Genomic DNA, 21,380 nt, shown 5'->3' with positions numbered 1-21,380 from the left:
AAATTGCGGCAGGCAAAGTCGGGAGCCGGCGCCGTTGCATCACGGCGCCAGTCCCACAGGTCAGGATCAGTAGATGCTGAACGGGAAGTACTTGTCGTTGATCTTCTTGTAGGTACCGTCGGCGACGATTTCCTTCAGGGCAGCGTTCAACTTCTCACGCAGTGGATCGCCTTTACGTACAGCGATGCCGATCTTGTCGCTTTCTACGACCGGGTCACCTTTGAACTCGTAGTTCTTGCCCGCGTCGCTTTTCAGCCAGTCATAGTTGGCGTACTTGTCGGCGAGGATCGCGTCGACACGACCGGAGGTCAGGTCGAGGTAGGCGTTTTCCTGGGTGTCGTAGAGGCTGACTTTGATGTCATCAGCGTAGGTGTCTTCCAGCCAGGTACCGGCCAGGGTTGCACGCTGAGTACCGATGGTCTTGCCTTTCAGCGAGTCCTTGTCGGTTTTGAAGTCGACGTTTTTCGGTGCGATGAACTGCAGCTTGTTCGAGTAGTACGGGTCGGTGAAATCGACCGCGCCTTTGCGCTCTTCGGTGATCGACAGCGAGGAGATCAGGAAGTCGAACTTCTTCGCGTTCAGGGCCGGAATGATGCCGTCCCAGTCGGACGTGACCACGCTGCACTCGACTTTCATCTTCGCGCACAGGGCGTCGCCGATGTCTTTGTCGAAGCCGACTACGTTGCCGCTGGCGTCTTTGTTGTTGAACGGCGGGTATGCCGCTTCGATGCCCATCTTCAGGGTTTCAGCCATGGCACCGGCGCTGAACGCAAGGGTGACGGCGGCGGCCAGGAAGACCTTTTTATAGTTCTGCATGCATGTTGCTCCGTTAGCGGTTGCTGGACATGAATTGTTTGCAGCGCGCCGAAAGCGGGTTTTCGAACACCTGCTGTGGCGATCCTTGCTCTTCTATAAGGCCTTGGTGAAGGAACACCACTTCGCTGGAGACCTGACGGGCGAAGCCCATTTCGTGGGTCACGAGCAGCATGGTGCGGCCTTCTTCGGCCAATGCGCGGATGACACTAAGTACTTCCTGAACCATTTCCGGGTCAAGCGCCGAGGTGGGCTCGTCGAACAGGATCACCTTCGGTTGCATCGCCAGCGTGCGGGCAATCGCCGCGCGTTGTTGCTGACCGCCGGACAATTGCGCCGGGTACGCGTGGCGCTTGTCGGAGATGCCGACCTTGGCCAGCAGCGCTTCGGCGACGTCGATGGCTTCGGCTTTGCCCTGGCCGAGCACGCGACGCGGGGCCTCGATGATGTTGTCGAGGATGCTCATGTGCGGCCACAGATTAAAGTTTTGAAACACAAAACCAATCTCGGAGCGCAGGCGGTTGATCTGTTTGCCGTCGGCGGCAACCAGTTCGCCATTCTTGGCGGCCTTGAGCTTGAGTTCTTCACCGGCCACCAGAATCTGGCCCTGGTGCGGGTTTTCCAGCAGGTTGATGCAACGCAGGAACGTGGACTTGCCGGAACCGGAGGAACCGAGGATCGAGATCACATCGCCGTCGCGGGCGGTCAGCGAGATGCCTTTGAGCACCTCAAGCTGTCCGTAGCGTTTGTGCAGGTTGCGGATTTCAAGCGCGGGCGTGGCCTCAGCCATGTGCGTTCCTCATATATGTTGCGCTCCAGCTGTTGGGTGGCCTTCCTGGCGAGGCGGCCAAGCTAGCATAGCGTTTCAATGGCAGCCAACAGCGCTACGAGCGGTTAACGGGTGGCATGTGGCAGGTTGTCGCATCGGCACAGCAGACTGTCGCCCCATCAACAACCGAACGGGTGTTTGATCGTGCAAACCCGTGGGTGTCGCGTAAAAAAAGGCGCGATGTTGCCAGCTTTGGCGGGGTGTTGGAAGCGCTATCCGGCCGAACGTACAGGTTTCGCTCTTTTATTGTGCATCCCACACTTTTTCAGTGTGTTTCTGGTGCGCTGATTTGTCTTGAAAGTGAGTCGCAGGGTAACGTTCTGGCGAATAGCCATTAATCTCAAGGACTTGCGATGACCGTCCGGTCGCACGCAAAGCCGCGATCCAGAAGACTTTGAAACATTTTGGCGCATTTATTGCGTGCAGAATCCGGAACGCCCTGTTGGTTTCTTTTTACGAGAAAGAACACACCAGACAGGACGGACTGAATCGCTTTCCTCGCAAAGGTAGTTTCGATGAGCAGTACCCCAAGCTCCAATGGCCTTGAACAAGGGCTCAAACCGCGTCATGTGACCATGTTGTCGATCGCCGGTGTGATCGGCGCCGGTCTGTTCGTTGGCTCCGGCCACGCCATCGCTGCCGCCGGCCCTGCCGTGCTGCTGGCTTACGCCGCCGCCGGTACCCTGGTGGTGTTAGTGATGCGCATGCTCGGCGAAATGGCTGTTGCCTCGCCGGACACCGGTTCGTTCTCGACTTACGCCGACCGTGCCATCGGGCACTGGGCCGGTTTCACCATCGGCTGGTTGTACTGGTGGTTCTGGGTATTGGTGATTCCGCTGGAAGCCAACGCCGCCGCGACCATCCTCCACGCTTGGTTCCCGGGCGTAGGCATTTGGGCTTTCGCGCTGATCATCACCATGTTGCTCACGGTCACCAACCTGTTCAGCGTGAAGAATTACGGCGAATTCGAATTCTGGTTCGCCCTGATCAAAGTGCTGGCGATCATTGGCTTTATCGGCCTTGGTCTTGCGGCCATTTTCGGCTTTCTGCCGAACAGCCAGGTCAGCGGTGTGTCGCACCTGTTCGACAGCGGCGGCTTCCTGCCAAACGGCATGGGCGCGGTGCTGGGTGCAATCCTGACCACCATGTTCTCCTTCATGGGTACCGAAATCGTGACCATCGCGGCCGCGGAATCGAAGAACCCGGGCAAGCAAATCTCCAAGGCCACCAACTCGGTGATCTGGCGGATCGGCTTGTTCTATCTCGTGTCGATCTTCATCGTTGTGGCCTTGGTGCCGTGGAACGATCCTACGCTGGCCAACCTCGGTTCCTACCAGACCGTGCTTGAGCGCATGGGCATTCCTAACGCGAAAATGATCGTCGACATCGTCGTTCTGGTCGCGGTGACCAGCTGCCTGAACTCGGCGCTGTACACCTCGTCGCGCATGCTCTTCTCCCTCGGCAAGCGTGGCGATGCCCCGGCCATGTCGACCCGCACCAACAAAAGCGGCACGCCTTACTGGGCGGTGATGTTGTCGACTGGCGCAGCGTTCCTCTGCACGTTCGCCAACTACGTGGCCCCGGCAGCGGTGTTCGAATTCCTCTTGGCCAGCTCCGGCGCCATCGCCCTGCTGGTGTACTTGGTAATCGCCTTCTCGCAACTGCGTATGCGCAAGCAGCGCATGGCACGCGGCGAGAAAATCGTCTTCAGCATGTGGCTGTTCCCGGGCCTGACCTACGCGGTGATCATCTTCATCGTCGCGGCCCTGACGATCATGCTGTTCCAGGAAGCGCATCGCGTGGAGATCCTCGCGACTGGTTTGCTGAGTTTGATGGTGGTGGCTGCCGGTTTGTTGGTGGCACGCCGTCGCAAGCTGGAAAAACGTGGCGCGGTGGTGTTGAACTGATCCGTAACGCGTAATGCAAAACGGCCGCTGTCAGTGATGACGAGCGGCCGTTTTTGTTTGTGCGCGTTGCTCAGTCGGGATGAACCCAATCCTCAATACGCAATCCGGAAACACGTTCAAATTCCCGTACATTGTTCGTGACTACGATAAGTCCAAGTGACCGCGCGTGGCCTGCGATCATTTGGTCGTACGGCCCAATCGGTGTTCCGGCTTTCGCCAGCTCAGATCGAATCATCCCTGTCTGTGCTGCGGCGTCATTGTCGAAAGGCAAGACTTCCAATCGCGCAACGAATCCTTCGACAATTGCCAGATTTTTTTCTGGGGCCGCTGACTTCTCAGCTCCATAAATGAGCTCCATGAGCGTGATAGCGCTGATGCACAACTGCCCAGAATGTCGATTGAAAGCTTCCCGGACAATTTGTGGTTTGTTCTTGATAGTGAAGATGCAGATGTTGGTATCCAGCATGTATTTGATCATCAGAACGACTCGCGCTCCTGATCGGCAGGTTGCTCACGGTCAGCCATGAAATCAGCGGTGACGCTGTCGCCATCGAACCAGCTATCCCAGCTTTCGCCAGCAGGCGTAATGACGCGTGTTCTGCCAATCGCAATGACTTCCACTCGTTTAACGTCGCCGGGCATCGCAACTGCCTTTGGCAGTCGAACTGCCTGACTTCTATTGCTCATGAAAATTGTGGTCTGTTCCATATTTGACCTCCCGGATCTGATCTGTGATGGGCTCAGGATAGGTCGTGCTTGGGATATGTCAACGGGATATACGCTGTCATCGGACAGAGGGTGACCAAACCATCCAAACAAAAACGGCCGCTGTCAGTGATGACTAGCGGCCGTTTTTGTTTTTGAGCGATGTTTATTCGCTCTTGTCTTCCTGTGCTTCCACCGACTTGCCATAAGCATCCAGCGCAACCCCGAAATCGGTGATGAACTGTGGCTCGCTCAGCCAGGCCTGGGCTTCTTCGATCGTTACGCCTTCGGCCCACATGCGGTAGTCGATCAGCATGTCGGCGGCCAGGTGAGTGGCGGCCATGCCTTCGTTGTCGGCGTTTTCCATGTCCAGCAGTTCAGGATGATCAACGATGACGAACGCCAGTTCGCGCAGCAGGGTCAGCAGCATTTCGTTGCGGCTGATGGCTTCGGCGTCGCGCATTTTGCTGAACATCGCCAGGACGTATTCCGGCACCGGCTCGGCGAGGTGGTCGAGGTCTTCGTCCTGCTCCAGCGGCTTGCGGCCGACCATACGGATTTGCTTGGCTTTGGCCTTGGCGCGTTTGGCGCGTTTCTGTTGCTTGTTCAGGGATGCCATGGGAGCTCAGTTCTTCTGTTGGGTGTTTGCGGCGATCGCGTCGGACGCCGCCACATAGTCGGCCTGGAAGGCCGGTGATTCGATCCATGCCAGCGCGCCGGCCTCGTCGGTTTCCTGCGACCACTGGCGATACTCGATCAGCGCGGCGAGGATGAAGTCCATCGCGCCTTCTTCGCCTTCCTGCTCATAAACCAGCTCCAGCAGCGGGTCTTCGAGGAACGCGGTGCACAGGGCTTGCTGGCTGATCTTCTCTGCGTCGATCATTTTCTTGAACAGCTCGGTCAGATCCACCGATTCGAAGTCGATGCGGTCGTCGTTCGGATCCAGCTCAACCGGCGCTTCAGCGCGTTTGGTGCGGTTCTGCTTGGCCTTGGCTTTGGCCCGGGTGGCGCGTTTTTGCTGCTTGTTGGCGGAGGCCATGATGTGTTCCGTCGTGCGTTGAGAGGGCTCAGCTGCGCGGGACTTGCCGCCCCGGTGTGTCGGGGGCCAGTGCGCCGGTTTGCAGCCAGGTCAGAGCGATGGGCCATAGTGTGGCTTGGTATGCGCTGCGAAAAAAGGCGAAATGTCCGACTTGTTGTTCGCCGATGTCTTGCGGCTCGATGCGCAGGTGGGTTTTTGAAGCGTTGCTGAAGTAGCCGAGCAGGCGTTCGATGGCCGCAATCGTGCCGTAGGGATCGTCGCTGATGCTGATGGCCAGCGTCTGCGCGCGGACATTGGCGAAGGGCAGGGTGCCGGTTTTTTCCATCAGTGCGCGACCGCTTGGGCGCTCTTCAAAACGCGGGGCAGGCGTGCTCCAGTCGTGTACAACGCCTGTCGGCGTGTCCTCCAGCCAGCCGAGGCGTTTGCCGGGGAAGTAGCCGCAGAACAGCGTTATCAATGGCATCAGCAGATGCCATTTGCCGAACATGCGCCAGCGATGCTCGGGTGCGTAATCTCGCCAGTAGGCGAACTGCGCGCCGACAGTGACCAACCGTCGGATAACTCGCCCGGATTCAGCCAACCCCGCCGCGCAACCGCCAAAACTGTGGCCGACCACATCGATCGGCTGACCGGGAAACTCACGTTGCGCACGCTTGAGCATCGCTTCGAAATCCAGCGCGCCCCAGTCAGTCCACGAGGCGTTCAGGCCTTTGATCGAAGCCTGTCGCGATTCGCCGATGCCGCGGTAGTCGTAGGTAATGACGTCGAAGCCATTGGCGAACAGATAGGCGGCGAATCGCGAGTAGTGGCGGCAGCGCACGGAAGTGGCGGCGTTGATGATGACCACCGGGCGCTGGGCATCGGGGGATGTGTGACGCCAGGTGAAACCGCCCAGCACGTACCCGTCGGCGGCCGATTCTTTGAAAGGCTCGCCTTGAGCAGTATTCAAAATCGGCGACCTTGACTGCACATCCTGCGTTGCGGGCATGTCCTGACAGCTCATGACTCTCGACCTTGGCGGGTAAGCTGCCAACGATAGTCTCCGCGCCGCCCGGGAACAATCCGTAGGGTTTATTCAGTGGATTGAGTCAGCATGCGTTCTTCGATCAAGGCCTGTTCGCGATTGAGTTCAGCGCGCAACTCTTCTTCACTCGGCAATATCGTTTTGTAACTGCTGGCGAACAGTTGCTCGTTGCCTTTGAGCATTGAATAACGCGCCACCGAATCGTTGCTTTCGGCAGACAAAATTATCCCGACTGTCGGCTTGTCGCCCTCGCTGCGCATCAGCTCGTCGTACATGCGCACATACATGTCCATTTGCCCGACATCGCGGGCGCTGAGCTTGCCGCGTTTGAGATCGATGATCACAAAGCATTTGAGCAGGTAGTTGTAGAACACCAGATCGATGTACAGATCGACGCCGTCGGTACTGATGCGTTGCTGGCGAGCAACGAAGGAAAAGCCTTTGCCCAGTTCGAGCAGAAAGCCCTGCAGGTGATCGATGAGGGCTTGTTCGAGACTGCTTTCCCTGACCTTGCCGGCTGACGGCAGGCCGAGAAACTCGAGCATGACCGGATCGCGAATGAACTCACGCGGATTGCATTTCATCGCTTCGATGTTGGTGGTGGCTTCTTCGATCACGTCGGCTTTGTCTCTACTCCTGAGGAGCCGCTCGTAGTAGAGGGTGAGAATCTGGCGATCGAGGGCGCGGCTTGACCAGTTCAGGTTGGCGCACTCGTCCATGTACCAATGCCGCGCTTTTTCATTGGTTACTCCCAACAGCCTACGGTAGTGAGTCCAGCTCAATTCGGAACGCACTGCGTTCCAAATTGGAAACAGCTGATAAAAGCTGCGCATGTATCGCAGATTACGTTCATCAAACCCTTTACCAAACTGCGCCGTCAGATCCTTCGCCAGCAAGGCAAGCAACTGCTTGCCATAGCCCGCACGCTGGGCGCCCTGTTGCTCAAACTCGACGATATGCCGGCCGATCTGCCAGCAGGTCTGCACTTGAATCGTATCAACCGCTCGCAGCACTTTTTGCCGTGCCTGACGAATCAACTCGCCAAGCTCCCCCAGCAATGAATCGATTTTCGGGTCTTGCGTGTCAGCAGGTTTTAACTGGCTCATCGGGTCTTCCGCGTCGTTGTGAACAGGCGCAAAAGCATGCCCGGCGTCGCCGTTTGAGTATGTCGGGAGAGACGGTGAAATCCGCAGGAAGAGGCGATTGGTCATGCAGGACACTGCCGAGGAAAAGGACGTTGGCGGGCAGGGTCTGTAGTCCATGTCTTACGAGCGCCAAGTGCTAGCGGTATTTACGCCGGGCCCTGCTCGCGGGTCTGCCGATACGCGTCAGTTGATGCCACGCCACCCCTGCGACCAGCAGCAATCCGCCAAAAAATCCTTCAAAAACGATATGAAACCAGTACGCGCCCGGTTGCCCGGCAAGGGTGTAGACCTTGGCCGGCCCGCCGCGAGTGGCGGTGGTGATGGTGTCGTGAATCAAGCCGTCGATGACCGAGTAGCACAGCAGCGCGCCGGTGCTGATCAGAAACACGCTGATCATGATCGCCAGTCCTCTCGACACCAGGCTTTCCCGAGGTGGCGGCGGATGGGGCAGGGGGATGCGAGTGCGTTTCTGGTTCATCGCGGGGATGACCCTCTTCCGTAAGGGCGGATCTCTGAGGATGGGATCGCGGGTTTTCATGGTTGCGGCGTGATGCTGCTCAAAACGAGGCCACTGCCTGCGAGAGCACAACGCGCAATGGGTTGCTTTCAACACTCAGCAGTTTGATGGCCAAGGCGCAGCAAACCACGATCAGCATCGGTTTAATCAGTCGCGGCCCGACTCGAACAGCGGCACGCGCGCCTAACTGAGCGCCGAAAAACGCCGCCAGTGCCATGGCAATTGCGACTGGCCAGATGATCACGCCTTTGGTGATGAACACCGCCAGCGAACCCAGATTGCAGGATGCGTTGGCGAGCTTGGTAAAACTCATGGCGCGCATCATGCCCAAGCCGCACAGAAGGACAAATCCTACGATAAAGAAAGAACCCACGCCCGGCCCGAATATACCGTCGTAAAAGCCCAGGATGGGCGCAACGGTAAATGAAAACAGCAGAATTCCTATTCGCTTGCGTCGATCTTCATTCGCCAGTTTTGGCGACAGCGCAAAATAGATGGCCACCAGAATCAACATGATCGGCACGCAGGCTTCGAGGTAGCGCTTGTCGATTGAGCTGACCAGCAGCGCACCGCTGGCGCCGCCAATGAAGCCACAGATCATCAGATAGCGACCTTCCCGCCATTCGATCAAGCCGTTGCGGGCAAAGGTTGCCGTGGCCGAGATCGTGGCTGATGCCGCCTGAAACTTGTTCGTGGCAATGGCGCTGATCGGATCCACCCCCGCCAGAAATAAAGCCGGCAGGGTGATCAAACCGCCGCCCCCAGCGATCGCATCAAAAAAACCGGCGCAGAACGCGACGAGCGCGAGCATGCCGATGATGTCCCAAGACATTGTGTTCCCTCTTTATGGTTGTTTGTCGGCCATTAACTGGCGAGGTGTTCAGCAGGCTGATAAGCGCAAGGAATTCAACCTTGTAGCAGTAACGGGTTCTCTGAAATGACGATTGGTGAGGCAAATCTGGACAGTCCAAAAATTCGCACCAGGACCCTTCTGTTGTCTTTGATGACATCCCGGCAGTGGAGGGCTCGCGTGTTGTTGATCACCATGGCCGATTCCTGCGTCAGCGAATAATCCGCTGGAATCGCTTTATCTACGCACTCGCATAGAGCGGAGTAAGCCTTGCTAACGAAGGTCGATGCATTGCTACTGACCGAGAAACGATAGGAATTGAATCGGGCAGCGAATCCAGTGTTTTCGTCGAATTCCAAAATCGAAACGCCGCGTCCGGCTTCTCCTTTACCACTTACAAAGGAGTCACTGCGGGTGAACTCAAAATTGTCGCTGGTGAGGGCAAGGCAATGGACGGCGCCGATCTTTTCGAGAATTGGAGGGAGCGGTATCACGCGTGTTGGTTCACGGCCGGGATTCCATAACGCGGAAAGTATCAACGACGATGGGAGGGGGAATGGCTGTCCTTTACCTTAACAGCGCACCAGTAAGGTGCTTCGGTATGTGGGCCAAGCGCCAGGCCCGAATGTGAGCTCAGCTCATTGGATTTCGGCTCAGCTTTGATCTTGGTAAGTCCCCCGCCCTTGAAGTTGGCAACCAGACGAACCAATTTGCCGTCGTTATCCATGTCATAAGCGAATGCACGATTATCAACAAGGCTCAGTAATATTTGGTTGCGAGCGGCCAGGCAGAGCACGTCGAACCTGTTTTCCAAGGAAGCCACGTCGGGCAATTCATCGGGAGGATCGCAATCAGTGATTTTTTTTAGTCCTTCAAAAATCAAGACGGACAACAAGCAATCGGAGTAGGCAGTCAGCAATGTGCGTTGTTGCTCCGAAAATGCAGACATGAGTTCAGCGTATGCCTTGGTGGTTATGGACTGGGCTTCAGACGCCTGCGGTCCGCCGCGGCTTGCCAATACTTCGGTGAATTTTTGAAGCGACTCTGATTGTCGAAGGTCAAATTTGAAGGTTCTGATTTCTTGTTCTTTAAGGCCCCCAGCATTTGCGACGTCTGGTTTGGTGGCGTGAGTCATTGGCTACATCCCTGTTGTGAATCTGCTGTCGAGCTTCCAGCTCTTCGTCTTATTCTGCCTAAGTTGAGAGAGCGCGTATGTCGTCCATTTCCGCTATTGCCTACGGAGCGTTCCGACAGGTTTGAGAGACTTCAGGGATGTGCGACTCCGGGCCTTGTAGGCTTATTCGTCTGATCGCGATCTGATGCTTGTTGGGAGGGGTAGATAGAGGGGGAGGGAAACGTTGTCCGGCGATTCCGTCGATATGTAACCGTGCCTTACCAAATCGCAGACATAAAAAAACCCTGAATCTTGCGATTCAGGGTTTTCGGTATTTGGTGCCCAGAGACGGAATCGAACCGCCGACACGGGGATTTTCAATCCCCTGCTCTACCGACTGAGCTATCTGGGCAACGGGGCGCATTAAAAGGGTTTTTCGGATTTACGTCAACGACTTTTTTAAAATTTCTTAAATTAATTCCGTCGCTTACGATCCGACCCCCGATTTCCGGGGTTTACTCTGCAGGTGGAACGTAGCCTTCGGCTTGAGCGTATTCCTCGCCGGAGAAGTACTTGTCCATTTCGCCCTGAAGATATTTGCGGTCTTCGGCATTCATCATGTTCAAACGCTTTTCATTGATCAGCAGGGTCTGGTGTTTCTGCCAGTCGGCCCAGGCCTTGGCCGAGACGTGGTCAAAAATATCCTGACCTTTAGCGCCCGGGAAAGGGGCGCGTTCCAGGGCGGGCAGTTCTTCTTTGTACTTGCGGCACATTACGGTGCGGGTCATGGCGACTCTCCTGCATTCAAGACGGCGGCCGCGCGTTCGAGCAAGGTTTTGACCGGGGCGGCGAGGCCCAGGCGCGGCGGGGTGGCGAGGTTATACCAGAGCCAGTCGGCCTCGGCCACGTGATGGGCGGCCTCCTGTACCTGAACCAGCCAGGGTTCGATGGACAGCTGGAAATGGCTGAACGTGTGGACAAGGCTCGGCAGCGCCTGCTGTTCGCCCATGGTCAGTGCGTGCTGGTCGGCGAGGTGCTGCAGGTCGTCGAGGTCGTCGAGTTCCGGCAGGCTCCACAAACCGCCCCACAAACCGCTGGAGGGGCGACGGTAAAGCAGAATCGCGCCGTCGCAATTGGCCAGCATCGGCATCAGCGTGCGCTTTTGCGGGATGGCTTTGCGCGGCTTGGGAATCGGGTAGCGGGTTTCGAGGCCGAGCATGTGCGCTTCACAACCACGCTCCAGCGGACACAGCAGGCAACTCGGCTTGCTGCGCGTGCAGAGCGTGGCGCCGAGATCCATCATCGCCTGGGTGTAGGCGTTGACCCGATCGTGCGGCGTAAAGCGCTCAGCGTTGGCCCAGAGCTGTTTGGCCACCTTCGGCTCGCCGGGATAACCCTCTTGCGCAGTAAAGCGCGCCAGCACGCGTTTGACGTTGCCATCGAGGATCGGCGCGCGCAGGCCCATGCTGATGCTCGCGATGGCGCCAGCAGTGGACAGGCCGATACCCGGCAAATCCGTAAGCTTTTCGACGTCGCGCGGAAACTCGCCACCGTACTGGCTGACGACGATCTTCGCGGTCTTCTGCAAATTGCGCGCGCGGGTGTAGTAACCCAGGCCAGTCCACAAGTGCAGCACCTCGTCTTCCGGCGCTTCGGCCAGCGCTTCGACCGTCGGCAGCGCAGCCATAAAACGGTCGAAGTAATTGAGCACGGTGCTGACCTGAGTCTGCTGCAACATGATCTCCGACACCCACACCCGATACGGATTGATGTCTTGCTGCCAAGGCAAATCGTGGCGGCCGTGGCGGTCGAACCAATCCAGCACCGCCGTGGAAAACTGCTCCGCTCTCATCGCTTGAACAGCCCCTTCAGTGCGTTTTTCAATTCCGGGCTGACCTTGTCACCGAGTTTCTCGTCGATCTTGTCGCTGAGCTTGTCGCCAGCCAGTTTGGTCGCGACCTGACCGAGTCGATCGTTGTCGACGCGGCAGGCTTTCGCGCCCAGCTCCAGCGGGCCACGGCAGCGCAGCGGCCACTCGATGCCGACGAATTTTTCGCCGACCTGACAGGCCGGATCCGGCATCGCACTGGTGTCGCCTTCGACGATGATGCCGACGCGATAGTCCATGCCGAGCACGCGCAAATCGATGTCGCCGTCACCGTTGACGGTCATGCCGGGGATGCGCACTTTCAGATCGGGGTTGCTGGCGATGCCGTTGCGGAAGGTCAGGTTGCCCTTGAGTTCCTGGAACGGCGTGTCTTTGCCGCGTGGCTCGCCGCTGAGGGTTTTGCGGTTGAGTGTGGCGATGCCTTTGCACAATTGCTGTTCAAGGTTGGCGTTGAGCAGCACGCCGTTATTGATCACGAAACTGGCGTTGCCATTGAGGCTTTCGATCAGCGCTTGCTGGCTGTTGCCGTTGCCGGTGACGTTACTGGTGAGCGTCACCAGACCTTTCACCGGCGGATTCTTGCCTTGGCTTTCGAGGATTTTATCGACCGGCACGCGATTGAGCTTGGTCTGCAAATTCAGCACGGGCGCGGTTTGGCGGACATCAAGGGTGCCATTGGCGGCGAAGTTGCCGTTGTACAAGTCGCCGCTCAGGTTGGTCAGGGTCAGCAGGCCGCCCTGGCCGGTGGCTTTCAGTGCGGCGTTCTGGATCGGCAATTTGTCGAGGGTCAGTTGGCCGAAAGTCAGATCGGCGTCCACATCGAGCTTGGCCAGACGTTCCACCGGCAGCAGGCGATCGGTGCTCCACGCGGTTTTGGTCGGCTTGTCCGGCAGCGGCGTACTGCCGGCGCCGGCCATGGCATCGGCTTCGGTGCTGGCGACTTCGGCCTGACGCACTTGCGTGGCGTTCGCAGCTTTTTCCGATTTCGGCGGCAGGTAGCGGTCGACGTTGAAGGTGTCAGCCTTGAGGATCGCGCGCAGCGATTGCTTGGCGAAATCCTCGACGGCGATGCGGCCGCTGAAACTGCTGTCGTCGACTTTCAGGTTGATGTTGTCGAACGCGACGCTGGTTGGCGTGGCGGCAATGCGGCTGACCAGTTCGACTTTGCTCAGGCTGCCGGCGGCCATCGCCGGAAGTGTCTGGCCGATGCTGTCGACGAATTTCGCCAGATCGAATTGAGCGATGGAGAGGCCGCCAGTGATCTGCGGGGTTTTGTCGAGATCGTTGGCTTTCAGTTCGCCCAAAGCGCGCAATTGGTTAGCGGAGATCTTGATCCCCGTCCATTCGGCGACGTTCGCGGCTTTATCCAGCGAAACCTGGCCTTGAGCCGAGAAGGTCATGGCTTTGCCTTGCAGCGGATCGCCAGTCAGTTCGCCGGACAATTTCATGTCTTCGAACCTGTAGCGTTGCAGCGCGCGCTCGATGCGCAATTCGCCGTTCAGCTCGGTGCGCACCCGCAGCATCGGCTGATTGGTGCTGAGGAAAGCGGTGGCCTTCAACGGAATATTGGTCGAATCGTGAACCGCGCCGGTGCTCAACTGGATGCTTTCGGCGCTGAACTGCTTGCCGGTCTTCTCGTCGTTGTATTCAACGCGGGCGTTGTTGACGGTCAGGCTGTCGATGTCGAGGCGGATTGGTTGCGGTGGTTTTTCCGCTGCTGGCGGGGTTTCGCTGGCCGGTTGATTGGCTGCGACAGGCGGCGTTGCACCGGCAGGCTGCGGCAGCTTGCCAATGTCTTCCCAGTTGCCATGACCGTCCTTGTCGCGGTTCAGGCGCAGGTTCAGGCCTTCGACGCGCACGTCGCTCATCTGCACTTCACGGCGCAGCAGCGGCAGCACACGCACGGAAAGGCCAAGCATCTGCAAATCGGCGAACGGTTCGGCCGGTTTGATCAGGGTGGCGACGCTGGCTTCGTGCAATTCCAGACCGAGCCACGGGAACAGGCTCCAGCCGATATCGCCATTGAGCGTCAGCTCGATGTGGGCCTTGTCGCGGGCTATCTGGCGGATCTCGTCTTTATAGTCGTTGGGATCGAAGAGGTGGGTCAGGGCAAAGCCTGCCGCCACGATGATCAGCAACAGCCCGAGAAGTACCAGACCCAGGATTTTGCCGAACGCTTTCATGGGCGAGTCCTTGTAATTAGTCGAATTCGTAATTTAGCCGGGGAGTATAGCGCTGCAAATGCCCGGTTCGGTGTGGCGTCATGTTGCCAGTACCGCTAATGACGCGTGCAACTTAGCCGCGATGGCCAGAGCTTCAGGATGTCCGGTAGGTGCCAGCAGGCGCAGTTCGGCCCCCGCTTGCGACGCCATTTTCCGGACTTGGTTCACCCGTCGTTCAGCAAAAATTGCCCCGTGTAGGAGCTGCGGAACGCTGCGATCTTTTGATGTTTTTCAAAAACAGGATCAAAAGATCGCAGCCTTCGGCAGCTCCAACACAGGTGTAGAGATCAGATGACATGAAAAAGGTGATATCAGTTTGGTTTTTCTGTCACCTGCAAATGGTAACCTTCGCCCCGTTCGTCCGTCCCTCTGCGACTTAACGTCGCGCCTTCAAGGAGCTTCACCCAAAAAACGGTCATGCCTGCGTGCATAAGGCCGAGGGTGAACAGTGGCTGGCGAACCATACTAATAATTGGGGGATACACAATGAGCACGAGCATTACGGCGGACGGCCTCAGCGCCGCCCAGCCTGCGTTCCTCTCCAAGGAGCGCATCATCGCCAAGCCCGGTTTCAACCGCTGGCTGGTTCCACCGGCCGCGTTGGCCATCCACTTGTGCATCGGCATGGCCTACGGTTTCTCGGTGTTCTGGTTGCCGCTGTCCAAGGCGCTGGGCGTCACCGCGCCAGTGACTTGCGCGCCGGACATGAGCTTCATCGCACAAGTATTTTCCTCGCAATGCGACTGGCCGATCTCCATGCTCGGCTGGATCTACACGCTGTTCTTCATCTTCCTCGGTTGCTCGGCAGCGATCTGGGGTGGCTGGCTGGAGCACGCTGGGCCGCGTAAGGCTGGCGTGGTGTCGGCACTGTGCTGGTGCGGCGGTCTGCTGATTTCGGCGCTGGGTATTTATACCCACCAGATCTGGCTGATGTGGATTGGCTCGGGCGTGATCGGCGGTATCGGTCTCGGTCTGGGATACATCTCGCCGGTCTCGACCCTGATCAAGTGGTTCCCGGACAAGCGCGGTATGGCGACCGGCATGGCAATCATGGGCTTCGGTGGCGGCGCGATGGTCGGTGCACCGTTGGCGACTGCGCTGATGAGCCACTTCGGCTCGGCTGAAGGCGTTGGCGTCTGGCAGAGCTTCGTGGCCATGGCCGCGATCTACTTTGTGTTCATGATCGGTGGCGCTCTGTCGTACCGCGTTCCGCCAACCGGCTGGAAACCTGAAGGCTGGACTGCGCCGGCGAAGAAAGCCGCAAACGCGATGATCACCAATCGTCACGTACACGTGAATGTGGCGTGGAAAACCCCGCAATTCCGTCTGGTCTGGCTGGTACTGTGCCTGAACGTTTCTGCCGGTATCGGCATCCTCGGCATGGCGTCGCCACTGTTGCAGGAAGTGTTCGGCGGCAAGCTGCTGGGCGTTGATGTGCCGTTTGGTCAGCTCGATGCCGGTCAGTTGGCTTCGATCGCTGCGATCGCTGCGGGCTTCACCGGTTTGTTGAGCCTGTTCAACATCGGTGGTCGTTTCTTCTGGGCTTCGTTCTCGGACTACCTGGGCCGCAAAAACACCTACTTCGTGTTCTTCGCCCTGGGTTTTGCCCTGTACGCGCTGATTCCGAACATGGGTCATTTGGGCAACGTTGCGCTGTTCGTGGCGGCGTTCTGCATCATCCTGTCGATGTACGGCGGTGGTTTTGCCACTGTTCCGGCGTATCTGGCTGACCTGTTCGGTACGCAAATGGTTGGCGCGATCCACGGTCGTCTGCTGACTGCCTGGGCGGCGGCTGGTGTGCTCGGCCCGGTGCTGGTGAACTATCTGCGTGAATATCAGCTGAGCATCGGCGTTGAACGCGCTGCCGCTTACGACATCACCTTGTACATCCTCGCCGGCCTGCTGGTGTTGGGCTTCCTGTGCAACATGCTGGTACGCCCGGTGGCCGACAAGTACTTCATGACCGACGCTGAACTGGCCGCCGAACAGGCGCTGGGTCACGACAAAGGTGCCGATGCCAGCACGGTTCTGGAGTGGAAAGCCGCGCCGGGCAGCAAGCCGCTGGCGATTGCTGCGTGGTTGGCCGTGGGTATTCCGTTGGCGTGGGGTGTGTGGGTGACCCTGCAGAAAACGGCGGTACTGTTTCACTAAGGTCGCCTGTACCTGATCGTTCCCACGCTCTGCGTGGGAATGCCTCCCGTGACGCTCTGCGTCACATTCGAAGCGGACGCAGAGCGTCCCGGGCTGCACTCCCACGCAGAGCGTGGGAGCGATCATTGCCCTTAATGGCTTGTATGGACATGTCTACCCGCGACAGCCGGGCGTTCTATCCGTCAGCCATATCACCTCTCGTGTTTCTGTTTGCGCCCCGCGTGCCTATAATGGCTGCCTTTTTCGCCCAATGATTTTGCGGAGCTGGTGATGGCCGAACGTAAGGCTTCTGTCGAGCGCGACACTCTGGAAACCCAGATCAAAGCCTCGATCAACCTTGATGGCACCGGAAAGGCCCGATTCGATATCGGTGTTCCTTTTCTTGAGCACATGCTGGATCAGATCGCCCGTCACGGGTTGATCGACCTGGATATTGAATGCAAGGGCGATCTGCATATCGACGACCACCATACGGTGGAAGACGTCGGTATCACCCTCGGCCAGGCATTTGCCAAAGCCATCGGCGATAAAAAAGGCATCCGTCGCTACGGTCATGCTTACGTGCCGCTCGATGAAGCGCTGTCACGCGTGGTCATCGACTTCTCCGGTCGTCCAGGCCTGCAGATGCACGTGCCGTACACCCGCGCCACCGTCGGTGGTTTCGACGTTGACCTGTTCCAGGAATTCTTCCAGGGCTTCGTCAACCATGCGTTGGTCAGCATGCACATCGATAACCTGCGTGGCACTAACACCCACCACCAGATCGAAACCGTGTTCAAGGCTTTCGGCCGCGCGCTGCGCATGGCCGTCGAGCTGGATGAGCGCATGGCCGGGCAAATGCCATCGACCAAAGGCGTTCTGTAATGCAGACGGTTGCAGTTATCGATTACGGCATGGGCAACCTGCACTCGGTGGCCAAGGCCCTCGAGCACGTCGGCGCCGGTAAAGTGCTGATCACCAGCGATGCGGCGGTGATTCGTGAAGCTGACCGCGTGGTGTTCCCCGGTGTTGGTGCGATTCGCGATTGCATGGCGGAGATCCGTCGCCTCGGTTTCGACTCGTTGGTGCGTGAAGTCAGTCAGGATCGTCCGTTCCTCGGCATCTGTGTCGGCATGCAAGCCTTGCTCGACAGCAGCGAAGAGAACGATGGCGTCGACTGCATCGGCCTGTTTCCGGGCGCAGTGAAGTTCTTCGGCAAAGACCTGCACGAAGACGGCGAGCACCTGAAAGTCCCGCACATGGGCTGGAACGAAGTGCAGCAGAAGGTCAGCCACCCGCTGTGGCATGACATTCCGGACATGGCGCGTTTCTACTTCGTGCACAGCTACTACATCGCTGCCGCCAATGCGCGGCAAGTGGTTGGTGGCGGTCATTACGGTGTCGATTTCGCTGCGGCGCTGGCCGATGGTTCGCGCTTCGCCGTGCAGTTCCACCCGGAGAAAAGCCATACCCATGGCCTGCAGTTGCTGCAGAACTTCGCGGCGTGGGACGGTCGCTGGTAAATGGCCGCCAAGAAAACCAAACCGCCGATTCTGACCCTCACTCCCGAACAGGAGAACGAGGCCAATCGCAAGATTCAGCGGTTCATGGAAGACCGTTTCGAACTCGATCTGGGATCGTTCGAAGCAGGGGAAATTCTTGAGCTGTTTACCCGCGAAATTGCTCCGCACTATTACAACAGGGCGATTTTCGATGTTCAGACCCACCTCAAAGAGCGGTTTGAAAGCATCGAAAGCGACCTGTGGGCGCTCGAAAAAAATTAGGAGCAGCTGCAAGCCGCAAGCTTCAGGCTGCAAGAATTGGTACACCGCATGCTCGCAGCTAGTCGCTTGCAGCTTGCCGCTCTTTTGACGAAGGAAAAAGCATGCTGATTATTCCCGCTATCGATCTTAAAGACGGTGCCTGCGTACGTCTGCGCCAGGGCCGCATGGAAGATTCCACAGTGTTCTCCGATGACCCGGTGAGCATGGCTGCCAAGTGGGTGGAGGGCGGTTGCCGCCGTCTGCATCTGGTCGATCTGAACGGCGCGTTTGAAGGCCAGCCAGTCAACGGCGAAGTGGTTACCGCGATCGCCAAACGTTACCCGACCCTGCCGATCCAGATCGGTGGCGGCATCCGTTCGCTGGAAACCATCGAGCACTACGTCAAGGCTGGCGTGAGCTACGTGATCATCGGCACCAAAGCCGTGAAAGATCCGGCGTTCGTCGCTGAAGCGTGCCGCGCGTTCCCGGGCAAGATCATCGTTGGTCTGGATGCCAAAGACGGCTTCGTCGCCACCGATGGCTGGGCTGAAATCAGCACCGTGCAGGTCATCGATCTGGCCAAGCAGTTTGAAGCCGACGGCGTCTCCTCGATCGTTTATACCGACATCGCCAAAGACGGCATGATGCAGGGCTGCAACGTACCGTTCACCGCTGCGCTGGCTGCCGCTACCAAGATTCCGGTGATCGCTTCTGGTGGCATCCACAATCTCGGTGACATCAAATCGCTGCTCGACGCCAAGGCGCCGGGCATCATCGGCGCCATCACGGGCCGCGCGATTTATGAGGGCACGCTGGATGTGGCAGAAGCCCAGGCTTTCTGCGATAGCTACGCGACCAGCTCCAAGCTGTAAGCTGCGAGCTGCAAGTTAGAAGCGCGACCGCGTCCGCTCTTTCTTGCAGCTTGAAGCTTGAAGCTTGCAACTCTTAATCGGAGATTAAGCATGGCTCTGGCCAAACGCATCATCCCTTGCCTGGACGTGGATAACGGCCGGGTCGTCAAAGGTGTGAAATTCGAGAACATCCGCGACGCCGGTGACCCGGTAGAAATCGCCCGTCGCTATGACGAGCAGGGTGCCGACGAGATTACTTTTCTCGACATCACCGCCAGCGTCGATGGTCGCGACACCACGCTGCATACCGTCGAGCGCATGGCCAGTCAGGTGTTCATTCCGCTGACCGTCGGCGGTGGCGTGCGTACCGTGCAGGACATTCGCAATCTGCTGAATGCCGGTGCGGACAAGGTGTCGATCAATACCGCTGCCGTGTTCAACCCGGAATTTGTTGGCGAAGCCGCGCAGCATTTCGGCTCGCAGTGCATCGTCGTTGCCATCGACGCCAAAAAGGTTTCTGGCCCGGGCGAAACCCCGCGCTGGGAGATCTTCACCCACGGCGGGCGCAAGCCAACCGGCCTCGACGCGGTCGAGTGGGCGAAGAAAATGGAAGGCCTCGGTGCCGGCGAAATCCTGCTGACCAGCATGGATCAGGACGGCATGAAAAACGGTTTCGATCTCGGCGTGACCCGCGCGATCAGCGATGCTCTGGGCATTCCCGTGATCGCTTCCGGCGGTGTCGGCAACTTGCAGCACTTGGCTGACGGCATTCTCGAAGGCCACGCCAGCGCTGTGTTGGCGGCGAGTATTTTCCACTTCGGCGAATACACCGTGCAGGAAGCCAAGGCCTACATGGCTAAACGCGGCATCACGATGCGTTAAGCGTCAAAATCCGTACAGGCCAGTGGACACCATGGCGCACCCAAGGCACTCTTGGGCACGCCATGGATTTCGGTAGCCCAACATGATCAAACGCCTGCTTCTAGTTCTCGCCAGCGCCTCTCTGTTGCTCATCAACACGGCCCGCGCCGAAACCAGTCCCGACACCGATCTGGTGCTCCTTACCGAAAACTTCCCGCCGTACAACATGGCGAAGAACGGCAAAAATTTCGCCCAAGGCGAAAACATCAACGGCATCGCCACCGACATCGTTCGGGAAATGTTCCAGCGTGCCGGCGTCACTTACAGCCTGACCCTGCGCTTTCCTTGGGAGCGCGTGTACAAACTCGCCCTGGAAAATCCTGGTTACGGCGCCTTCGTGATGGCGCGCCTGCCGGATCGCGAAAAACTCTTCAAATGGGTCGGCCCGATCGGCCCGGACGACTGGATCCTGTTGGCCAAGGCCGACAGCAAGATCACCCTTGAAACCCTCGAAGACGCGCGCAAATACAAGATTGGCGCGTACAAGGGCGATGCGATTGCCGAGACACTGACCAAGCAGGGCTTGAAGCCGGTGGTGGTGTTGCGCGATCAGGACAACGCCAAGAAGCTGGTCAACGGGCAGATTGATTTGTGGGCGACGGGTGATCCGGCGGGGCGCTATCTGGCGCGACAGGATGGGGTGACGGGGCTGAAGACGGTGCTGCGCTTCAACAGCGCTGAGCTGTATCTGGCGCTGAACAAGGACGTGCCGGAAGAAACCGTGAAGAAGCTGCAGGCCGCGCTGGATCAGATGCGCAAGGATGGTGTGGTGGATGACATCATGGGGCGGTATTTGTAGCGCTTGTTAAAAGATCGCAGCCTTCGGCAGCTCCTACAGAGGAATGCATTGCCAATGTAGGAGCTGCCGAAGGCTGCGATCTTTTCAGCGGTAAACGCCATCCTTGCCGTGTGCTGCAGTCGCCTTGTTACTGCGCACGCTGATCATCTGCCGGATATCTATCCACTCAATCCCCTGAGCCTTCAGCTTCGGCAATTCGCGCTCCAGCACTGCCAGCGTCTGCGGATACGGATGCCCGATCATCACCGCCGAACCCTGCTTGTGCGCCAGGCTGATCGCCGTCTGCAACTGCGTGTAAATCGCCGCTTCCGTACGCTCATCATCAAGAAACACATCCCGCGAAACGCTCGCCAGATCGATCTTCTGCGCCTGCTGCGCGGCGACGGTTTGCGCACTGGTGCGGCTGTCGACGAAGAACTTGTGACGGCGCTGCAACTCGCCCATCAACCACGCCATCGCCACTGGTTGCGCAGTCATGCGGCTGCCCATGTGGTTATTGATGCCGGCGGTGTACGGCACCATTTTGAACGCGGCGTTCAGGCGTTTTTCCAGTTCTTCGATGGGCAGTTCGGGATGCCAGGCGTAAGGCCCGGTGGCCGGATCCATTGGCATGTGCAGGATGACGATCTTGCCGGCGCGATGGGCCTCGCGGGCAAATTCGGTGGCGTGCGGGGTGTCGGGCATGATCGCCGTGGTCACCGGGCCGGGCAGGGCCAGCACGCGGCGATCCCTGGGCAGGTTTTGCCCCAGGTCATCGATGATCAGACTCAGGTAGGCCTTGTGAGGCGTTGGGCTGACGGGCTCTGCATGAGCAGCACCCGCCAGACAGCACAACAGAACGAAGACGAAACGCAAAGACATCC

The 21,380-nt window shown here is 58.3% G+C and carries 24 protein-coding genes and 1 tRNA gene; 8 read left to right on the top strand and 17 right to left on the bottom strand.

What is annotated here, in order from left to right:
- Window positions 1–66: 66 nt before the first annotated feature.
- Entirely contained in the window at window positions 67–816 is a 750-nt protein-coding gene (locus tag ACP3TY_RS23955; protein WP_053116574.1) for an ABC transporter substrate-binding protein, read from the bottom strand.
- A gap of 13 nt (window positions 817–829) precedes the next feature.
- Window positions 830–1,603 carry an ABC transporter ATP-binding protein gene (locus ACP3TY_RS23950; RefSeq protein ID WP_426618638.1) on the bottom strand — a complete coding sequence of 258 codons (774 nt, stop codon included), beginning with the start codon at window positions 1,601–1,603 and terminating at the stop codon, window positions 830–832.
- Window positions 1,604–2,157: 554 nt separating this feature from the next.
- Between ACP3TY_RS23950 and gabP the strand changes: the two genes are divergently transcribed.
- Complete coding sequence (gene gabP, locus ACP3TY_RS23945) at window positions 2,158–3,549, top strand: GABA permease (protein ID WP_053116576.1); 1,392 nt, start codon at window positions 2,158–2,160, stop codon at window positions 3,547–3,549.
- A gap of 70 nt (window positions 3,550–3,619) precedes the next feature.
- On the opposite strand, the gene vapC is transcribed toward gabP, so the two are convergent.
- The 14 genes from vapC to ACP3TY_RS23875 all read right to left on the bottom strand — a co-directional run bounded on the left by vapC (window position 3,620) and on the right by ACP3TY_RS23875 (window position 14,014).
- Window positions 3,620–4,027, bottom strand: a complete 408-nt coding sequence (gene vapC / locus ACP3TY_RS23940) for a type II toxin-antitoxin system tRNA(fMet)-specific endonuclease VapC (protein WP_150604043.1) — start codon at window positions 4,025–4,027, stop codon at window positions 3,620–3,622.
- Window positions 4,027–4,257: a type II toxin-antitoxin system VapB family antitoxin gene (gene vapB, locus ACP3TY_RS23935; protein ID WP_426618637.1), complete on the bottom strand. Its 231-nt coding sequence runs from the start codon at window positions 4,255–4,257 to the stop codon at window positions 4,027–4,029. The genes vapC and vapB overlap by 1 nt, the downstream gene beginning before the upstream one ends.
- A gap of 163 nt (window positions 4,258–4,420) precedes the next feature.
- A complete protein-coding gene (locus tag ACP3TY_RS23930) occupies window positions 4,421–4,873 on the bottom strand; it encodes a hypothetical protein (protein ID WP_008080542.1) in 453 nt (150 codons plus the stop codon).
- A 6-nt stretch (window positions 4,874–4,879) separates the two neighbouring features.
- On the bottom strand, window positions 4,880–5,293 hold the full coding sequence (locus tag ACP3TY_RS23925; protein WP_053116577.1) for a hypothetical protein: 414 nt from the start codon (window positions 5,291–5,293) through the stop codon (window positions 4,880–4,882).
- A 28-nt stretch (window positions 5,294–5,321) separates the two neighbouring features.
- The gene (locus tag ACP3TY_RS23920) at window positions 5,322–6,296 is read right to left on the bottom strand and encodes an alpha/beta fold hydrolase (protein WP_426618636.1); all 975 of its coding nucleotides are present in this window, start codon (window positions 6,294–6,296) and stop codon (window positions 5,322–5,324) included.
- Between the two features lie 68 nt (window positions 6,297–6,364).
- Window positions 6,365–7,423 carry a PDDEXK nuclease domain-containing protein gene (locus tag ACP3TY_RS23915; RefSeq protein ID WP_426618635.1) on the bottom strand — a complete coding sequence of 353 codons (1,059 nt, stop codon included), beginning with the start codon at window positions 7,421–7,423 and terminating at the stop codon, window positions 6,365–6,367.
- 175 nt (window positions 7,424–7,598) lie between these two features.
- Window positions 7,599–7,940, bottom strand: a complete 342-nt coding sequence (locus ACP3TY_RS23910; protein ID WP_426618634.1) for a hypothetical protein — start codon at window positions 7,938–7,940, stop codon at window positions 7,599–7,601.
- A gap of 79 nt (window positions 7,941–8,019) precedes the next feature.
- Window positions 8,020–8,811, bottom strand: coding sequence for a TSUP family transporter (locus ACP3TY_RS23905; protein WP_159815485.1), 792 nt, complete (start codon window positions 8,809–8,811; stop codon window positions 8,020–8,022).
- Between the two features lie 74 nt (window positions 8,812–8,885).
- Complete coding sequence (locus ACP3TY_RS23900; RefSeq protein WP_426618633.1) at window positions 8,886–9,323, bottom strand: hypothetical protein; 438 nt, start codon at window positions 9,321–9,323, stop codon at window positions 8,886–8,888.
- A 41-nt stretch (window positions 9,324–9,364) separates the two neighbouring features.
- Window positions 9,365–9,964, bottom strand: a complete 600-nt coding sequence (locus ACP3TY_RS23895; RefSeq protein ID WP_426618632.1) for a hypothetical protein — start codon at window positions 9,962–9,964, stop codon at window positions 9,365–9,367.
- Between the two features lie 315 nt (window positions 9,965–10,279).
- Window positions 10,280–10,355: transfer RNA gene (locus ACP3TY_RS23890), tRNA-Phe, on the bottom strand.
- Window positions 10,356–10,458: 103 nt separating this feature from the next.
- Window positions 10,459–10,731, bottom strand: coding sequence for an oxidative damage protection protein (locus ACP3TY_RS23885; protein WP_053116583.1), 273 nt, complete (start codon window positions 10,729–10,731; stop codon window positions 10,459–10,461).
- Window positions 10,728–11,795, bottom strand: a complete 1,068-nt coding sequence (gene mutY, locus ACP3TY_RS23880; protein WP_426618631.1) for an A/G-specific adenine glycosylase — start codon at window positions 11,793–11,795, stop codon at window positions 10,728–10,730. Before mutY ends, ACP3TY_RS23885 begins: the two co-directional genes overlap by 4 nt.
- Window positions 11,792–14,014, bottom strand: a complete 2,223-nt coding sequence (locus tag ACP3TY_RS23875; RefSeq protein ID WP_426618630.1) for an AsmA family protein — start codon at window positions 14,012–14,014, stop codon at window positions 11,792–11,794. The genes mutY and ACP3TY_RS23875 overlap by 4 nt, the downstream gene beginning before the upstream one ends.
- 525 nt (window positions 14,015–14,539) lie before the next feature.
- Between ACP3TY_RS23875 and ACP3TY_RS23870 the strand changes: the two genes are divergently transcribed.
- From ACP3TY_RS23870 to ACP3TY_RS23840, 7 genes are all read left to right on the top strand, one after another.
- Window positions 14,540–16,204 (top strand): OFA family MFS transporter, encoded by a 1,665-nt coding sequence (locus ACP3TY_RS23870; RefSeq protein WP_053116586.1) that lies wholly within the window; start codon window positions 14,540–14,542, stop codon window positions 16,202–16,204.
- Window positions 16,205–16,474: 270 nt separating this feature from the next.
- The gene (hisB, locus tag ACP3TY_RS23865; protein ID WP_042557195.1) at window positions 16,475–17,068 is read left to right on the top strand and encodes an imidazoleglycerol-phosphate dehydratase HisB; all 594 of its coding nucleotides are present in this window, start codon (window positions 16,475–16,477) and stop codon (window positions 17,066–17,068) included.
- Window positions 17,068–17,706 (top strand): imidazole glycerol phosphate synthase subunit HisH, encoded by a 639-nt coding sequence (hisH, locus tag ACP3TY_RS23860; protein WP_053116587.1) that lies wholly within the window; start codon window positions 17,068–17,070, stop codon window positions 17,704–17,706. The genes hisB and hisH overlap by 1 nt, the downstream gene beginning before the upstream one ends.
- A complete protein-coding gene (locus ACP3TY_RS23855) occupies window positions 17,707–17,967 on the top strand; it encodes a DUF2164 domain-containing protein (protein ID WP_053116588.1) in 261 nt (86 codons plus the stop codon).
- A gap of 101 nt (window positions 17,968–18,068) precedes the next feature.
- Window positions 18,069–18,818 carry a 1-(5-phosphoribosyl)-5-[(5-phosphoribosylamino)methylideneamino]imidazole-4-carboxamide isomerase gene (hisA, locus tag ACP3TY_RS23850; RefSeq protein ID WP_053116589.1) on the top strand — a complete coding sequence of 250 codons (750 nt, stop codon included), beginning with the start codon at window positions 18,069–18,071 and terminating at the stop codon, window positions 18,816–18,818.
- 90 nt (window positions 18,819–18,908) lie between these two features.
- Window positions 18,909–19,679: an imidazole glycerol phosphate synthase subunit HisF gene (gene hisF / locus ACP3TY_RS23845; RefSeq protein WP_053116590.1), complete on the top strand. Its 771-nt coding sequence runs from the start codon at window positions 18,909–18,911 to the stop codon at window positions 19,677–19,679.
- An 82-nt stretch (window positions 19,680–19,761) separates the two neighbouring features.
- Window positions 19,762–20,517, top strand: a complete 756-nt coding sequence (locus ACP3TY_RS23840) for a substrate-binding periplasmic protein (RefSeq protein ID WP_053116591.1) — start codon at window positions 19,762–19,764, stop codon at window positions 20,515–20,517.
- An 84-nt stretch (window positions 20,518–20,601) separates the two neighbouring features.
- On the opposite strand, the gene ACP3TY_RS23835 is transcribed toward ACP3TY_RS23840, so the two are convergent.
- Window positions 20,602–21,378 carry a divergent polysaccharide deacetylase family protein gene (locus ACP3TY_RS23835; RefSeq protein ID WP_426618629.1) on the bottom strand — a complete coding sequence of 259 codons (777 nt, stop codon included), beginning with the start codon at window positions 21,376–21,378 and terminating at the stop codon, window positions 20,602–20,604.
- Between the last annotated feature and the right edge of the window lie 2 nt (window positions 21,379–21,380).

This window comes from Pseudomonas rustica, from assembly GCF_049959085.1.
GTDB classification, from domain to species: domain Bacteria; phylum Pseudomonadota; class Gammaproteobacteria; order Pseudomonadales; family Pseudomonadaceae; genus Aquipseudomonas; species Aquipseudomonas rustica.
Note: the sequence above shows the minus strand (reverse complement) of the source record. Positions and strands in the feature narration are given on the sequence as shown.

Excerpts from the sequence above, each read along its gene's own strand:
- ACP3TY_RS23955 (WP_053116574.1), bottom strand. The coding sequence starts at position 816 with ATGCAGAACTATAAAAAGGTCTTCCTGGCCGCCGCCGTCACCCTTGCG.
- ACP3TY_RS23950 (WP_426618638.1), bottom strand. The coding sequence starts at position 1,603 with ATGGCTGAGGCCACGCCCGCGCTTGAAATCCGCAACCTGCACAAACGC.
- gabP (WP_053116576.1), top strand. The coding sequence starts at position 2,158 with ATGAGCAGTACCCCAAGCTCCAATGGCCTTGAACAAGGGCTCAAACCG.
- vapC (WP_150604043.1), bottom strand. The coding sequence starts at position 4,027 with ATGATCAAATACATGCTGGATACCAACATCTGCATCTTCACTATCAAG.
- vapB (WP_426618637.1), bottom strand. The coding sequence starts at position 4,257 with ATGGAACAGACCACAATTTTCATGAGCAATAGAAGTCAGGCAGTTCGA.
- ACP3TY_RS23930 (WP_008080542.1), bottom strand. The coding sequence starts at position 4,873 with ATGGCATCCCTGAACAAGCAACAGAAACGCGCCAAACGCGCCAAGGCC.
- ACP3TY_RS23925 (WP_053116577.1), bottom strand. The coding sequence starts at position 5,293 with ATGGCCTCCGCCAACAAGCAGCAAAAACGCGCCACCCGGGCCAAAGCC.
- ACP3TY_RS23920 (WP_426618636.1), bottom strand. The coding sequence starts at position 6,296 with ATGAGCTGTCAGGACATGCCCGCAACGCAGGATGTGCAGTCAAGGTCG.
- ACP3TY_RS23915 (WP_426618635.1), bottom strand. The coding sequence starts at position 7,423 with ATGAGCCAGTTAAAACCTGCTGACACGCAAGACCCGAAAATCGATTCA.
- ACP3TY_RS23910 (WP_426618634.1), bottom strand. The coding sequence starts at position 7,940 with ATGAACCAGAAACGCACTCGCATCCCCCTGCCCCATCCGCCGCCACCT.
- ACP3TY_RS23905 (WP_159815485.1), bottom strand. The coding sequence starts at position 8,811 with ATGTCTTGGGACATCATCGGCATGCTCGCGCTCGTCGCGTTCTGCGCC.
- ACP3TY_RS23895 (WP_426618632.1), bottom strand. The coding sequence starts at position 9,964 with ATGACTCACGCCACCAAACCAGACGTCGCAAATGCTGGGGGCCTTAAA.
- ACP3TY_RS23885 (WP_053116583.1), bottom strand. The coding sequence starts at position 10,731 with ATGACCCGCACCGTAATGTGCCGCAAGTACAAAGAAGAACTGCCCGCC.
- mutY (WP_426618631.1), bottom strand. The coding sequence starts at position 11,795 with ATGAGAGCGGAGCAGTTTTCCACGGCGGTGCTGGATTGGTTCGACCGC.
- ACP3TY_RS23875 (WP_426618630.1), bottom strand. The coding sequence starts at position 14,014 with ATGAAAGCGTTCGGCAAAATCCTGGGTCTGGTACTTCTCGGGCTGTTG.
- ACP3TY_RS23870 (WP_053116586.1), top strand. The coding sequence starts at position 14,540 with ATGAGCACGAGCATTACGGCGGACGGCCTCAGCGCCGCCCAGCCTGCG.
- hisB (WP_042557195.1), top strand. The coding sequence starts at position 16,475 with ATGGCCGAACGTAAGGCTTCTGTCGAGCGCGACACTCTGGAAACCCAG.
- hisH (WP_053116587.1), top strand. The coding sequence starts at position 17,068 with ATGCAGACGGTTGCAGTTATCGATTACGGCATGGGCAACCTGCACTCG.
- ACP3TY_RS23855 (WP_053116588.1), top strand. The coding sequence starts at position 17,707 with ATGGCCGCCAAGAAAACCAAACCGCCGATTCTGACCCTCACTCCCGAA.
- hisA (WP_053116589.1), top strand. The coding sequence starts at position 18,069 with ATGCTGATTATTCCCGCTATCGATCTTAAAGACGGTGCCTGCGTACGT.
- hisF (WP_053116590.1), top strand. The coding sequence starts at position 18,909 with ATGGCTCTGGCCAAACGCATCATCCCTTGCCTGGACGTGGATAACGGC.
- ACP3TY_RS23840 (WP_053116591.1), top strand. The coding sequence starts at position 19,762 with ATGATCAAACGCCTGCTTCTAGTTCTCGCCAGCGCCTCTCTGTTGCTC.
- ACP3TY_RS23835 (WP_426618629.1), bottom strand. The coding sequence starts at position 21,378 with ATGTCTTTGCGTTTCGTCTTCGTTCTGTTGTGCTGTCTGGCGGGTGCT.